13 protein-coding genes are annotated in these 13,656 nt (G+C 42.1%); 10 read left to right on the plus strand and 3 right to left on the minus strand.

Annotated features, from left to right (window positions below; genetic code table 11):
* The first annotated feature begins 34 nt into the window (after window positions 1-34).
* From E2R65_RS05640 to E2R65_RS05660, 5 genes are all read left to right on the plus strand, one after another.
* Window positions 35-1,477, plus strand: coding sequence for a TolC family protein (locus E2R65_RS05640; protein WP_134335522.1), 1,443 nt, complete (start codon window positions 35-37; stop codon window positions 1,475-1,477).
* Between the two features lie 23 nt (window positions 1,478-1,500).
* Window positions 1,501-2,832 carry an efflux RND transporter periplasmic adaptor subunit gene (locus E2R65_RS05645; RefSeq protein ID WP_134335523.1) on the plus strand — a complete coding sequence of 444 codons (1,332 nt, stop codon included), beginning with the start codon at window positions 1,501-1,503 and terminating at the stop codon, window positions 2,830-2,832.
* A gap of 369 nt (window positions 2,833-3,201) precedes the next feature.
* Window positions 3,202-4,209, plus strand: a complete 1,008-nt coding sequence (locus tag E2R65_RS05650; protein ID WP_134335524.1) for an NAD(P)H-dependent glycerol-3-phosphate dehydrogenase — start codon at window positions 3,202-3,204, stop codon at window positions 4,207-4,209.
* Between the two features lie 31 nt (window positions 4,210-4,240).
* Window positions 4,241-4,585, plus strand: coding sequence for a hypothetical protein (locus E2R65_RS05655; protein WP_134335525.1), 345 nt, complete (start codon window positions 4,241-4,243; stop codon window positions 4,583-4,585).
* Window positions 4,586-4,643: 58 nt separating this feature from the next.
* The gene (locus tag E2R65_RS05660; protein WP_134335526.1) at window positions 4,644-4,961 is read left to right on the plus strand and encodes a hypothetical protein; all 318 of its coding nucleotides are present in this window, start codon (window positions 4,644-4,646) and stop codon (window positions 4,959-4,961) included.
* Between the two features lie 108 nt (window positions 4,962-5,069).
* Here E2R65_RS05660 and E2R65_RS05665 read toward each other — a convergent pair whose 3' ends face one another.
* Window positions 5,070-6,920 carry a DEAD/DEAH box helicase gene (locus E2R65_RS05665; protein WP_134335527.1) on the minus strand — a complete coding sequence of 617 codons (1,851 nt, stop codon included), beginning with the start codon at window positions 6,918-6,920 and terminating at the stop codon, window positions 5,070-5,072.
* Window positions 6,921-7,219: 299 nt separating this feature from the next.
* On the opposite strand from E2R65_RS05665, the gene E2R65_RS05670 reads away from it, so the two are divergent.
* The 3 genes from E2R65_RS05670 to E2R65_RS05680 all read left to right on the plus strand — a co-directional run bounded on the left by E2R65_RS05670 (window position 7,220) and on the right by E2R65_RS05680 (window position 10,080).
* Complete coding sequence (locus tag E2R65_RS05670) at window positions 7,220-8,095, plus strand: alpha/beta fold hydrolase (RefSeq protein WP_134335528.1); 876 nt, start codon at window positions 7,220-7,222, stop codon at window positions 8,093-8,095.
* A 94-nt stretch (window positions 8,096-8,189) separates the two neighbouring features.
* Entirely contained in the window at window positions 8,190-9,878 is a 1,689-nt protein-coding gene (locus E2R65_RS05675; protein WP_134335529.1) for a hypothetical protein, read from the plus strand.
* A 13-nt stretch (window positions 9,879-9,891) separates the two neighbouring features.
* Entirely contained in the window at window positions 9,892-10,080 is a 189-nt protein-coding gene (locus E2R65_RS05680; protein WP_134335530.1) for a hypothetical protein, read from the plus strand.
* On the opposite strand, the gene E2R65_RS05685 is transcribed toward E2R65_RS05680, so the two are convergent.
* On the minus strand, window positions 10,081-10,548 hold the full coding sequence (locus tag E2R65_RS05685) for a DUF4293 domain-containing protein (protein ID WP_134335531.1): 468 nt from the start codon (window positions 10,546-10,548) through the stop codon (window positions 10,081-10,083).
* Between the two features lie 79 nt (window positions 10,549-10,627).
* Between E2R65_RS05685 and truA the strand changes: the two genes are divergently transcribed.
* Window positions 10,628-11,389: a tRNA pseudouridine(38-40) synthase TruA gene (gene truA / locus E2R65_RS05690; RefSeq protein WP_134335532.1), complete on the plus strand. Its 762-nt coding sequence runs from the start codon at window positions 10,628-10,630 to the stop codon at window positions 11,387-11,389.
* Window positions 11,390-11,502: 113 nt separating this feature from the next.
* Window positions 11,503-13,272 carry an ABC transporter ATP-binding protein gene (locus tag E2R65_RS05695; RefSeq protein WP_229704659.1) on the plus strand — a complete coding sequence of 590 codons (1,770 nt, stop codon included), beginning with the start codon at window positions 11,503-11,505 and terminating at the stop codon, window positions 13,270-13,272.
* A 1-nt stretch (window position 13,273) separates the two neighbouring features.
* Here the strand turns inward: E2R65_RS05695 and E2R65_RS05700 are convergent, their stop codons facing one another.
* Complete coding sequence (locus E2R65_RS05700; RefSeq protein WP_134335534.1) at window positions 13,274-13,525, minus strand: hypothetical protein; 252 nt, start codon at window positions 13,523-13,525, stop codon at window positions 13,274-13,276.
* Window positions 13,526-13,656: the final 131 nt, after the last annotated feature.

Consider the following 13,656-nt stretch of genomic DNA (forward strand, 5'->3'; position numbering starts at 1 on the left):
TAAGTAGCATTACTTACAATTGTATATAATTATTATGAAACTAAACTTACCAATCACAAAAATAAGTATTGCATGCTTCCTGTTACTTTCGGCGGTTAATTTTACGGTTAAGGCGCAAGAGGTAATTACCCTGCAAAAAGCCATCGATCTGACGCTCGAACGCAATTTAACCATAAAGCAGGCACAATTTAGTGAAGCCTTATCAGAAGAAACGCTGAAGCAATCTAAATACAACCAGTTGCCAAATTTAACGGCAGGGCCACAGGGCTCGTTTAACTTTGGCCGTAATATCGACCCTTCTACCAACCAGTTTACCAATCAGCGTATTTTTGCCTTAAGCGGTAACCTGTCTACCCAGGTTACTTTGTTTCAGGGCGGGCAATTGCGTAACCAGATCATCGAGAACAAATTGCTGCTTGGCGCCGACCGCAGTTACACCGCTAAAATAAAAAACGACCTTATTTTAAATGTGGTTACCCAATACCTGCAAATTTTAACCAATCAGGATCTGGTAATTGCTGCCCAGCAGCAAATTGATATTGCCAAAATAGGGCTGGACAGGGCACAGAAGAACTTTGACGTAGGTAACCAAACGCAGGCAGACCTATCGCAGGCCAAAGCGCAGCAATCAACCGCCGATTTAAACTATACCAATGCGCAAAACCAGTTAGAGCTATCGGTACTTACTTTAAAACAGTATATGGAGATGCCGCCGGCAACCCGCATCGCTTTTGAAAAGCCGGACATCAGCAAGTTTAAAGATAATAGCACCGTTTATGACCCGGAGGCTGTTTTAAGAACCGCCTTAGCTGTAAACCCCGATGTAACGCTTGCAGAAGCCAGGCAAAAAGCTGCCGAGCAGGATATTAAAGTTGCCAGAGGCAACTACTACCCAAGTGTGGTATTGTTTGGCCAGATAGGTACAAACTACTCTGATGCCAGGCGTTTGGCCGGTACACCGTTTGCCACCGGCAGGTTAGATACTTTGGGCTTTGTGCAGAATACAACCAATGCCATCGTATCGCCAAATTTTTCGGTACCGCTGTTGCATTACCCTATTGGCAGGCAGTTAACAGATAACTTTAACCAGTCTGTAGGGATTAGCTTACAGATCCCTATTTTTAACCGTTTTACAGCGCGTACTTCTGTACGTAAAGCTAAAATAACTAACGAGAATGCGCTTGTTACCGCACAGCTGGCTAAAAACAACCTTAGTAAAATAATATACCAGGCGGTTTGGGATGTGCAGGCATCCAACAAAAAATACCAAAGCACGCTGCAAACATACAATGCCAATAAAGATGCCTTTAACGTGGTGCAGCAACGGTATAATGTAGGCCTGGTTAATTCGCTTGATTATAACACATCGTTAACCAATTTAAACCGGTCGCAGTTTGATCTGATACAGGCGCAGTACGAGGTAGTGTTCAGAAGCAAAGTAATTGATTATTATCTTGGAAACCCGATAACCCTTTAACACAAAACAATCCTGAAATTATTATGGGAAAAACTACTAAATATATTTTGATAGGCCTTGGCGTACTTATAGTACTGTTAGTAATAGGTAAAGTAACGGGCATTATAGGCAAGCCGCAGCTAACGCAGGTTGCCGTTGAAAAGGCCGAAAGCCGCGATATTAATGAAACGGTATCTGCAAGCGGTAAAATAAAACCGCACATCGAGGTTAAGATCAGCCCCGAAGTATCTGGTGAGGTGGTAGAACTGCCCATTAAAGAGGGCGACGTGGTTAAAAAAGGCCAGCTGCTATGCCGCATTCGCCCGGATATACTCAAATCGGGCTATGACAGGGCGGTGGCATCATACAACACACAAAAAGCAAGTGTTGGCAACTCTGCGCAAATGCTCAAACAATCAGAAGCCACCTTTGCCAACCAGCAATCCATTTACAAACGCAGTAAAGAACTTTTTGATAAAAAAGTATTAACCGTTGCCGAGTTTGAGCAGGCGAAAGCGAATTACGAAGGTGCAAAGGCATCTTTAGAAGCTGCAAGGCAAAATGTTGTAGGCTCTAAATTCGGGTTAGAGCAATCGCAGGCATCTGTTAAAGAGGCACAGGATAACCTGGCCAAAACAACCATTTATGCCCCGGTTGATGGCGTGGTATCAAAACTATCTATAGAGCAGGGCGAGCGTGTGTTAGGTACCCAACAGTTTGCCGGTACCGAGATCATGACCATATCTGACCTGAGCAAGATGGATGTAAATGTGGATGTGAACGAGAACGATATCAACCGCATTGCTGTAGGCAACCAATCGCAGATTGAGATTGACGCATTTTTAGGTAAAAAATTCACCGGCGAGGTGATTGAGATAGGCAGTTCGGCAAATGTGGTGGGCACCAATGCCGACCAGGTGACCAATTTTACGGTTAAAGTGCGCATCACGGCACAATCGTATATCGACCTGCTGAAAAAAAATGCGGCCAATCATTCACCGTTTCGCCCGGGTTTAACCGCTACGGTTGATATTCAAACCAACCACGTGAAGGCGCTGTCGGTCCCTATCCAATCTGTCACCACGCGCGACGAAAAGAAACCCGAAGCAAAAGAGGAACAGAAGGACGATAAGAAAACAACCATCGCCGCGCCATCAAAAGAATATGTATTTGTATTGCAGGCGGGCAAAGTAAAACAGGTTGAAGTGAAAACCGGCATACAGGACGACACCTATATCCAGATCCTATCCGGCCTTAAGGGCGGCGAAGAAGTGATATCTGCACCATTCGCAGCCATCTCCAAAACATTAAAAGATGGCATGCTGGTAGAGAAGGTGGATAAATCAAAGCTGTTTAATACCGATGCCAAGAAATAGGTTTTAAGCTGAAAGTTTAAAAGTACAAGGTGGAAGGTTTCAGAACTTTTCACCTTTTGTATTTTCAGGGCGTTTTTGGGGCGATTTAGAGCCATTTTGAAGGCGTATCCGGCCACCGGCAGGCAATTACCAGCAATAGCATTTATCCGTTTGCTGGTGGTGGCGCTATTTTGTCACCTTGCTAAATTTGAATTGCTTGATTATAAGCCGATTGTGAAAAGTTCACAGTGTTCACACCGTGAACGTGAACACTTATTGGCAATAGCTTAGATACAAGGCCTATCAGCTTTCTCTTCAGCTTCCCAATAATATTTCATTAATTTGTATCCACCGGTAAAACCAATTACCCGGGTGAGACATTAATACTTAATGCTTAAGCAAAAAAACAAGATAGCTGTTGTGGGCGGCGGAAGCTGGGCCACGGCTAATATTAAAATGCTTACCGATAACGCTGCCGAAAAAGAGATTTTTTGGTGGATGCGTAATGAAGAAGCGGTTCAGCATATCCATAAATTCAGGCATAATCCGCATTATTTAAGTTCGGTTGAAATAAAGGTGCCGTCACAAAATATTTCTACAGATCTGAGATCGCTGATACAGGTTGCCGATTTTGTATTGCTTAACGTACCGGCTGCTTTTTTAAAAGAAGCACTGCGGGGGATTACCCCGGCAGATCTGGAGGGTAAAAAAATAGTATCGGCCATAAAAGGCATCGTACCCGATGAGAACAAGATCATCGGTGAGTTTTTAAACGAAAACTATAAGGTGCCATTTGACCATATCCTGGTAATAAGCGGCCCCTGCCATGCCGAAGAGGTAGCGCTTGAAAAATTATCCTATTTAACCATTGCATCAAAAAATACCCTGCTGGCCGCCGAGTTTGCCGGTATGCTGAGTACACGCTACATCAAAACCATTGTATCTGATGATATATACGGCACCGAGTATGGCGCTGTTTTAAAAAATGTTTATGCCATTGCCAGCGGCATTTGCCACGGTGTGGGATATGGCGATAACTTTCAGTCGGTATTGATATCTAATGCCATCCGCGAGTTGGAGCGTTTTGTTGACCAGGTACACCCCATAGACCGGGATATCAAAGAATCAGCCTATCTGGGCGATCTGCTGGTTACCGCTTACTCTCAGTTTAGCCGTAACCGCACCTTTGGTAATATGATAGGCAAGGGGTACACCGTAAAATCGGCCCAACTGGAAATGAATATGATAGCTGAAGGTTATTATGCAGTAAATTGCCTACACCAGGTAAACAGGCAATACCAGGTTGATATGCCTATCTGCGAGGCTGTTTATGCTATTTTGTACAAGAAAGGGCACCCTGTTACCGAAATGCAAAAGCTGGCAGAGAAATTGAGTTAACTGATACAGTTAATTAAACAAAACCTTAAAAATGAAAAAGCTATTTAAATCAGTTCTGTTTGCGGCATCATTATTTGCAGCATCATCGGCTTTCGCACAAACACATAAAGATACTACCCTTGGCCAAAAGATTGGTACAACGGCTAAAAAAGGCTGGAATTCTACCAAAAAAGCAGGCAAGGCAGTTGGCAATAAAACAGCAGAGCTTGCCTCTAAAGGTGCATCTGCAGTAAGTGACAAAAAATATGATGAAAAAGTAGGCCCGCAAGGCCAAACTATTTACATCGATAAAAACTCGTATTACTATTACGTAAACAAAAAAGGCCGCCACATATATGTGCCTAAAGCCAAACTGGTAGATAAGCCGGTAAAATAATTGCAAATAAAAAAAGCATCTGTTACTTGGCAGATGCTTTTTTTATTATCTTATCACGATGAAAAAACATGCTTTAACCTTTACATTATTAACCGGGATAGTGATGCTTACGGCTTGTGATAAAAAGCAGGTTAACACAAAATTACAGGGAAACTGGGTGTCGAAGGATAAAGAAACCACCTTGAAAATTACGGCTAAAAAATTTATAATAGATGGCGATGAGCAAAGCGCCGAAGATTATTTTACTAAGGGCGATACCATTTTCACTTCTTTTGAGGGTAACCAGCCATATACCAAATTTGTGATCCAAAAGCTGGATGAACAAAGCCTTAAACTGATATATCCCGATTCTGTTTTGGTAGAATTTATCCGTTAAAACAAAAACCTCCCGGATGATTAACAAACGAGAGGCTTTGTAAACAAAACTAAACTAAAACTATGCTTCCGGTTAACTACTCCGAAAGCCCTTATGAAAACTAACTAACTAAAATCTTCTGCGGCGTTCCGGGCGCTCTTCGCGTGGTTTGCCAGAGAAATCACGGAAACCGCCGCCGCTGTTACCGCCGCCGCTGCTCCTATCCCTGTTAAAACCACCTTCACGGCGTCCGCCACCACCACTATTTCTATCGCGGTTGTAACCGCCGCCGCCTTCGCGCCTTTGGTAACCACCTTCACGTCTGTCGCCGCCGCTTCGTGGGCTGCTGGTGCCTTCGCCAGATACTTCGATCCTAACTTCGCGGCCTTTAAACTCAACGCCTTTAAAGTTATTCATTACCTGTTCAACGTCGCCATTGTTCACTTCAAAGAAAGAGTAAACACCTTTAACATCAATTTTACCAACGGTACGGCCGCTTATTTTAGAGTTGTTGCAAATGTAACCCAGCAGATCGCCGCGGTTAAACTCATCAACACTACCTAAGTTGATAAACAAACGTGTATATTCTGATTTGCCGCCAGAGTCGCGCATGCCGCGTTCGCCTCTTTCGCCATCCCTGCGGAAATCATCTGTAGGTGCGTTAAGGTCTGGTGCATTTTTGTAATAATCTAAAAAGCGGTTAAACTCTAATGATGCAAAACGTTTAATTACCTCTTCTTTATCAAGGTCTTTAAACTCATCCATTATACGCGGGATGTATTGCTCAATCTGCTCATCGTTTACGGTTACATTATGTACTTTATGTACCAATGCAAAAAGTTGTTTCTCGCAAACGTCAAAACCTGTAGGTATCTCTGCTTTGATGAACTTTTTACCAATAACGCGCTCTATCTGGCGAATTTTACCAAGTTCTTTACTGTTGATGATAGCGATTGATACACCGGTTTTACCTGCACGGGCTGTACGGCCGCTACGGTGAGTGTAATTCTCGATCTCATCAGGTAACGAGTAGTTAATAACGTGTGTAACATCATTAACATCAATACCACGTGCGGCAACATCGGTAGCAATTAGTAATTGCAGGCTGCGTTCGCGGTAGCGTTTCATTACCTTATCGCGTTGTTGCTGCGAAAGGTCGCCGTGTAAAGAATCGGCGTTGTAACCGTCTTTGATCAGTGATTCGGCAATTTCCTGAGTCTCTATTTTGGTACGGCAAAATACGATACCGAAGATCTCGGGGTTGTTATCAACAATGCGTTTAAATGCGGCATATTTATCACGTGCACGAACAACATAGTATTCGTGGTCGATGTTAACGTTGCCGGTGTTTTTTTCGCCCATGGTTAACTCAAAAGGGTTATCCATGTATTTTTTAGCGATCCTTCTAACCTCAGAAGGCATAGTGGCCGAGAACAGCCATGTTTTTTTCTCGTCAGGAGTGGTAGATAAAATACTGTCAATGTCTTCCTGGAAGCCCATGTTGAGCATCTCATCAGCCTCATCCAATACTACAAACTTAACCTGCGAAAAATCGATCGCTTTGCGGTTAATAATGTCAAGCATACGGCCTGGTGTGGCCACAACGATCTGTACGCCACGTTTAATTTGGCGTAATTGATCCTGAATGCTTGCACCGCCATAAACGGCAACAACATTAACGTTGTTCATTTTTTTGGCGTAGTTCTTAATGTCGTTTGTGATCTGTAAACAAAGTTCACGTGTTGGGCATAAAACAAGCGCCTGCGGATGATTTTCTTCGAAATCAAGCAGTTCTAATAGCGGCAGTCCAAAAGCAGCTGTTTTACCGGTCCCTGTTTGGGCTAATCCGACAAAATCGTTGCTGCCTGTTAACAATACCGGAATTGACTGTTCCTGGATTGGTGTAGGATTTTCAAATCCTAACTCAGAGATGGCATTAACAATATCATGACGGATTCCCAGATTAATAAATGGGTTCATGAATTAAAATAACGTATTTGGCTACATCGCCAAATCGGGTGCAAAAGTACAATTAATAATTATAATATCAAATACTGTTTTATAAATTTTAATAATGACAATTTAACGCCAAGATTTGGCTGTAACAGGCTTAAAATCAAAGCTTTTTTTGCATTATTTCCTTTTAGCATAGTGTTAGCAGTACACAATAGTGCTTTTTTTGTCACTTATAAAAAAGAGTCAAATAATGTTAACCACAGTTATGGCAATAGGGCAAACCGGCTACAATCGCTATATTTAGCAAATAAATCATACACAATATGAAAAAGCTCCTATCTTTTATTACCGCACTTTTATTTTTAACAACCGGGTCGATTTGTTTAGCACAAAACTTTCAAAAAGACATGGATACTACCACCTATGGCCGTAATAAAGCTGTTGGTAAGTATGCAGAACTACGCGGAATAAAAATGTATTACGAGGTGTATGGTAAAGGCGAACCACTGCTGATCATCCATGGCAACGGAGGCTCTATCAATAACTTTATTTATCAGATTCCTTATTTTGCTAAAAAGTATCAGGTGATACTGGCTGATAGCCGCGCACAGGGGAAAACTGTTGATGGTGCCGATTCGCTGAGTTATGAAATGATAAGCGATGATCTTAACGCCCTGCTTGACCACCTGAAAATAAAAAATGCCAACGTTTTAGGCTGGAGCGACGGCGGTATTGAGGGCCTGTTGCTGGCCATGTATCATCCGGATAAGGTGAAGAAGCTGGCCGTAACCGGCGCTAATTTAAGGCCCGACACCACAGCTGTTGACCCCTTTGTGCAAAAAATGGTATTGGCCGTTAACGTGAAAGGCGCCGACTCACTGAAACGGATGAAAAACCCAACGCCTGCAATGAAGAACCAGTTAAAACTGATGCATTTATTATCATACGAGCCCAATATTAAAACCGCCGATCTGAAGAAAATTACCTGCCCAACCCTGGTAATTGGCGGCGACCATGATGTAATTACCACGCGCCATACCCTGGAGATATTTGAGGGAATTAAAAATGCTTACCTGTGGATTTTGCCTAATTCGGGCCATTCTACCCCCATTGTTTATAAGGACCAGTTTAACCAGGTGGTGGGCAATTTTTTTGCCAAGCCTTACCGCAAAATAGAAAAAAGCGGCAGGTTTATGTAGCCCGGTAAATAACCCATTATAATAGGTGTAAACACCCGTTAAAAACCTTTAGGTTATACCAATCTTCGATCATCAGATTTAATCAAGTATGATCATGAAGAAAGTTTTATTATTTGCATTGTTTTTTTTAAACGCTTTTGCGCTGTCAGCGCAGGTAAAGCGTGACAGTATATTAAGAAATATTTTATCTGACAGCAACTATTGCAACTACTTAGATAAAAATTTTAAACAAAAATATAAGCCGGCAGATTCGCTTTATAAAAAATTTAAAGCAATTGAAGATGTAAAAAAGCGTTTTCACTACACCGATTATCAGTATATCACCACATACTCTATGAACCGCCTGATAAGGCAGGATCTTACTAAAATTACCCTGAATGAAGATGGGATGCCCTCGGTTGGTAATTATGCAACCATAAAGTATTCTGAAGATAATTCTAAGATTACCTTAAATACATCCTGGTACAATCCTTTTTATAAATCATCAGAGAACGACCCGATAAAAAACATCCTGTCAATAAACATCAAGGCAGGAGTTACCGATGGGATAGCATCTTTATTTGCCGATAAAAACCTGAATAGCGGGGTAGGCATCAAAGCGAAAATGACTTTTTTAACCAGAAACACCTTTTATGAAGGTGCATCTATATATGGTTGTAATACACTTGCGCTTTACAGAACACGCCTGTTGGATAATTATAATTTAGAATATCAGAAGTTCTATCTTGACAGTTTGTTACGGATGGAAAAATTTAGAAAGCAGGTTTCGGAACTGAGGCAAACCTTAAGCAAAGATCAGCAACGTACTAACGAGGTAGGCAGTACTTTAAATGATTTTAATGAAGCTGATTCGGTTAATTTTAAAAAGAAGTTTGCTGCATTTTCCGGAAAGCGTTTTGAGGAAGTAAGTAATATTCCGGTAGCTGAAATAAAAAGCAGAATGATTTTATTATTGACAGGCATGACGATACATAATGATTCTACCGGTTTGGCATTAACACAAAACAGGCAAGAGTATAATAATTATATGGCAAAAAGCCGTAGCTACAGCAGCGAAGGCATGATAGATGCATACTACAAGCAGCTGCTTGATTTGGAAACCAGGAATGTAAAATGGAGGCGCTTCTCTATCGAATATTGGAATGTTGACGTCAGCATCAGCGGAGAAAAGTATAATGTGTTTAACAGCTTATTGCCGGTTAAAGATCAGTTAAGCAAGCAATCTTTCACCAATTGGAGTGTAGGTACATCGTTTAACCGTTTTATGTCAAACAGCAGCAAAGGGCTTGTTAAGAATGGATTTTTATATAAAATAGGCTACTCTTTATCAAACAATAACAATTTTATTGGTGCTAAAACCCAATCAATTACCAATACGGTAAATATAGATACCCCATCTTTCAGGCGCGAGGTTGTGGATAAGGTTGATGCCTATGCCGGGCCATTTAAAAAGTTTTATGCGCATACGTTAAGTGCCCAGGCAACAAAATATATTAACGAGAAAAAATCAAATGCGCTATCGCTGTATAGCAGTGTGATATTGAATTTTGATGATCTGAAAAATCCGGTTAAAATAAAAGATAAACCTTATTGGACTACCGGTACAGGCTACACACTATCCCTGCTTGATAAGGAAAAGGAGAAAGCTGTAATAAATTTCGAGCTCTATTTTAATTTTTATGATCTGCTTAATTCGGCAGAAGATAAAGAGACCAGATTTTATCAGCGCAGGGAATTAGGGATAAAAATAGGGGTTCCGTTTAGTAGTATATTTTTAAACTAAAACTTAAATATTTATGAAAGATTTTGAAGATAAAGTAGCCGATTTTAAAATCGCAACTACAGGTGCGGCATATTTTACCGATAATTTTACAGGGAATGAATTTTGTGCCAACGGGCTTACCAAACAGCAAGCCGATAAATTTGCAGCTGAAAACAACCTGACGCTTGTAAAGTGGAAGCCGGGTGAAAGCTGTGGTCGGTAATTACCGCAGCCTGTCTGCAGATCTTACCAGCTTTTCGTCCCTTTGAATTGCTTTTACGGCAAAAATAATAAGCACGATACTTAACGAGGTTAAGAAAAGGCCGATGCCCATGTTTTTATATTCCAGCGTTATTGGGCCAACTACACCCTTTACCGTTTGTGCCATCCAAAAGCTGTAGCCAATTAATACCAGGATAGCCACATAGCTGATGGTGATTTGCTGCTTGCGGTTTCTAAACAGAAAAATCAACACCAGGGGTATTAATGCGGCAATAACCGTAACGATAGTTAAAGGCAAAAATGCCTGGATCTGCCTATCGGTACCGTTCACAATTTCGTAAACACCGGTTACAGAAACGTTTACCAGCTTACCATCCACAAAAATGTTGTGGGCAAGCGGAAAAACAAACAAGGCGAAAAGCACTAAAGAAGCGAAAAGCAGATATATAGATTGTATTCTTTGCAGCATTTTATTTGATTATATGTTGTAAGCAAAGATAGAACGGAATTGGTAAATCTAAAATCGTAAATGATGTTAACTTTGCGGTGTGGCAAACACCCAACGATATTTTATTGAACTGGCTTACGATGGCACCAATTATCACGGCTGGCAGGCGCAGCCCAATGCGGTAACCGTACAAGCAATTTTAGATAAGGCACTTACCACATTGCTGCGCCAGCCCATAGAAACAGTAGGCTGCGGCAGAACGGATACCGGGGTACATGCCAAAGAGTATTTTGCGCATATAGATGTAGAGACCATGGAACATAGACCATGGACCATAGACAAACGTAGTTTAAACGCCCTTTTACCGCCCTCAATCGCCATAAAAAGCATTATTGCCACAGATGCCGGTGCTCATGCCCGTTTCGATGCCACCAAGCGCTCATATGAGTATCACATCCACTTTAATAAAGATCCTTTTTTGAACGGCTACTCGTGGTTGATACGCGACAGGCCGGATTTGGAGGCCATGAACAGGGCGGCGGCGATAGTGATGGAATACACAGATTTTAGCTGTTTTAGCAAAAGTAATACGCAGGTTAAAACCAATAATTGTAAAATTGTAAAAGCAGCGTGGATAGAAACAGATAACGGCATCGTTTTCCGTATCTCGGCAGATAGGTTTTTGCGTAACATGGTGCGCGCTATAGTAGGTACCTTATTGCAGATAGGAAGGGGCGAAATATCACCGGAAGACATCCGCAAGGTAATAGAAAGCAAAAACCGCAGCAAGGCGGGAATGAGCGTACCGGCTTGCGGCTTATATTTAACAGAGGTGAAATATCCATACCCCCTAACCCCCTAAAGGGAAATAAAGTTTAATAGATGGCGAAAGACATAAAAGATAGCAAGTCAACGGTTCCCCCTTCAGGAGGCGGAGGGGGTGTAATAACAGGTAAGGCGCTCGACTGGAAATTAATGGGCAGGGTTATGCACTATGTAAAACCATATAACGGTACATTCATCATAGCTACATTCCTGACTATTTTTTTGGCGGCAGTTGCCATTGTACAACCCATACTAATACAGCGTACGCTTGATGTAAACATTTTAGGTAACGATTATAACGGCCTGATATTTATGGTTAGCTTAATGGTGCTGCAGCTTGTTATACAAACCATTGCGCAGTACTACCAAACGTTTTTAACCAATGCCCTGGGCCAGTCGGTTATCCGCGATCTGCGGATAGATGTTTTTAACCACATTACCAGCCTGCGTTTAAAGTATTTCGATCGTACGCCTATCGGCATGCTCATCACCCGTACGGTATCTGACCTGGAAACCATTGCCGATATTTTTTCGGAAGGGTTAATCTCTATCATGGGCGACCTGCTGCTGGTAGTGGCCGTTATTGGCATTATGCTGTATCAGGATTGGAAACTTGCCCTGATCACGCTGATCCCAATGCCGTTGCTTTTTGCATCTACCTATGTGTTTAAGGAAGCCATTAAATCATCGTTTCAGGAAGTGCGTACCCAGGTGGCACAGTTAAATACTTTTTTAGCCGAGCACATCAGTGGTATCAGCATCATCCAGTACTTCTCGCGCGAGGAGCAGGAGATGCGGAAGTTTAAGGCCGTAAACCTGAAATACCGCGATGCCAACATCCGCTCTAACTGGTACTATTCTATTTTCTTTCCGGTGGTCGAGATCTTGTTTGCCATTTGTATAGCCCTGCTGGTTTGGTATGGCTGCAAACGCATTCTGAACGATCAGCAAATGCATGCGCTGTCGGCATCGCCAAATGGTATTACACCGGGCGTTATTACCGGGTTTATTGTGTTGCTGAATATGCTTTTTCGCCCGATACGCCAGCTGGCCGATAAATTTAACACCCTGCAAATGGGTATGGTAGGTGCCGACAGGATCTTTAAGGTTTTAGATACCGATGAAGTAGCTACTGACGAGGGCAAACTTGCCCCGCCGGCCTTGCGCGGCGAAATTGAATTTAATAATGTTTGGTTTGCTTATAATGAAGAAAACTGGGTATTAAAGGATATTAATTTCCACATTAAGCCCGGCGAAACCCTGGCTTTGGTTGGAGCAACCGGTGCGGGTAAATCATCAACCATTAATATTTTAAACCGTTTTTATGAGATAGGTAAAGGCGAAGTGAAAGTAGATGGGCACGACATACGGGAGTATAAGGTAGATTACCTGCGCTCTAAAATAGCTACTGTGATACAGGATGTTTTTTTGTTTACAGATACTATTGGTAACAACATCAGCCTGAATAATACAGATATAACCCGCGAAGAAATTATCGCGGCAGCCAAAGATGTAGGCGCGCATGAATTTATTGAACGCCTTCCCGGCGGTTATGATTATAATGTGATGGAACGCGGTGCAACCCTCTCTGCAGGGCAGGCACAATTAATATCTTTTATCCGCGCACTGGTGTATAACCCGGCTATATTGGTTTTAGATGAGGCCACATCATCAGTAGATACCGAAACAGAATTGCTGATACAAAATGCCATCAATAAGCTGATGCAGGGGCGTACGGCTATTGTGATAGCACACCGCCTTTCAACTATCCAAAATGCCGACAAGATCATCGTACTTGACCATGGCGAGATCAAAGAAATGGGGACTCACCAGGAATTGCTAAGAATAGAAGGCGGCTATTACCGCAAACTGTACGATCTTCAATTCAATTCGGCAGGCATAGCCAAACCTTTAGAATAAATTATTTGGATTCCAAACGACGGGCGTCATCATCAGATGCATCCGGCTGATCTTCTTTTGGTGCATTCTTTACCGGCTCCACAGGCTGTTCGCGGTTTTCGTAATATCCGGCTACATTTTCTTGCTCCGGCTCATCAGCATGGTATTGTTCATCCTGCTTTTTAACAACACTTTCATGTCCGTTATCGGCAGGCCTTTCTGTTGGCGTATCAGATGGGGATGGTTTATCGTGGTCGTTTGCTGGCTTTGTCATATACGGATAACAGGTGAAACTTAAATTTGTTGATGGCTATGGACACGATTGCTGGATTAAAGGATTGACAGGTTAGTAAGTTGTGTGTAAATTAAAAAGATTGATAGCGAATTCATCCAATCCTTAATTCA

The sequence above is a fragment of the Mucilaginibacter phyllosphaerae genome, from assembly GCF_004378255.1.
Lineage (GTDB): Bacteria > Bacteroidota > Bacteroidia > Sphingobacteriales > Sphingobacteriaceae > Mucilaginibacter > Mucilaginibacter phyllosphaerae.

Bases quoted from the DNA above. Each gene is read 5' to 3' on its own strand.
- E2R65_RS05640 (WP_134335522.1), top strand. From the start codon at position 35: ATGAAACTAAACTTACCAATCACAAAAATAAGTATTGCATGCTTCCTG.
- E2R65_RS05645 (WP_134335523.1), top strand. From the start codon at position 1,501: ATGGGAAAAACTACTAAATATATTTTGATAGGCCTTGGCGTACTTATA.
- E2R65_RS05650 (WP_134335524.1), top strand. From the start codon at position 3,202: ATGCTTAAGCAAAAAAACAAGATAGCTGTTGTGGGCGGCGGAAGCTGG.
- E2R65_RS05655 (WP_134335525.1), top strand. From the start codon at position 4,241: ATGAAAAAGCTATTTAAATCAGTTCTGTTTGCGGCATCATTATTTGCA.
- E2R65_RS05660 (WP_134335526.1), top strand. From the start codon at position 4,644: ATGAAAAAACATGCTTTAACCTTTACATTATTAACCGGGATAGTGATG.
- E2R65_RS05665 (WP_134335527.1), bottom strand. From the start codon at position 6,920: ATGAACCCATTTATTAATCTGGGAATCCGTCATGATATTGTTAATGCC.
- E2R65_RS05670 (WP_134335528.1), top strand. From the start codon at position 7,220: ATGAAAAAGCTCCTATCTTTTATTACCGCACTTTTATTTTTAACAACC.
- E2R65_RS05675 (WP_134335529.1), top strand. From the start codon at position 8,190: ATGAAGAAAGTTTTATTATTTGCATTGTTTTTTTTAAACGCTTTTGCG.
- E2R65_RS05680 (WP_134335530.1), top strand. From the start codon at position 9,892: ATGAAAGATTTTGAAGATAAAGTAGCCGATTTTAAAATCGCAACTACA.
- E2R65_RS05685 (WP_134335531.1), bottom strand. From the start codon at position 10,548: ATGCTGCAAAGAATACAATCTATATATCTGCTTTTCGCTTCTTTAGTG.
- E2R65_RS05695 (WP_229704659.1), top strand. From the start codon at position 11,503: ATGGGCAGGGTTATGCACTATGTAAAACCATATAACGGTACATTCATC.
- E2R65_RS05700 (WP_134335534.1), bottom strand. From the start codon at position 13,525: ATGACAAAGCCAGCAAACGACCACGATAAACCATCCCCATCTGATACG.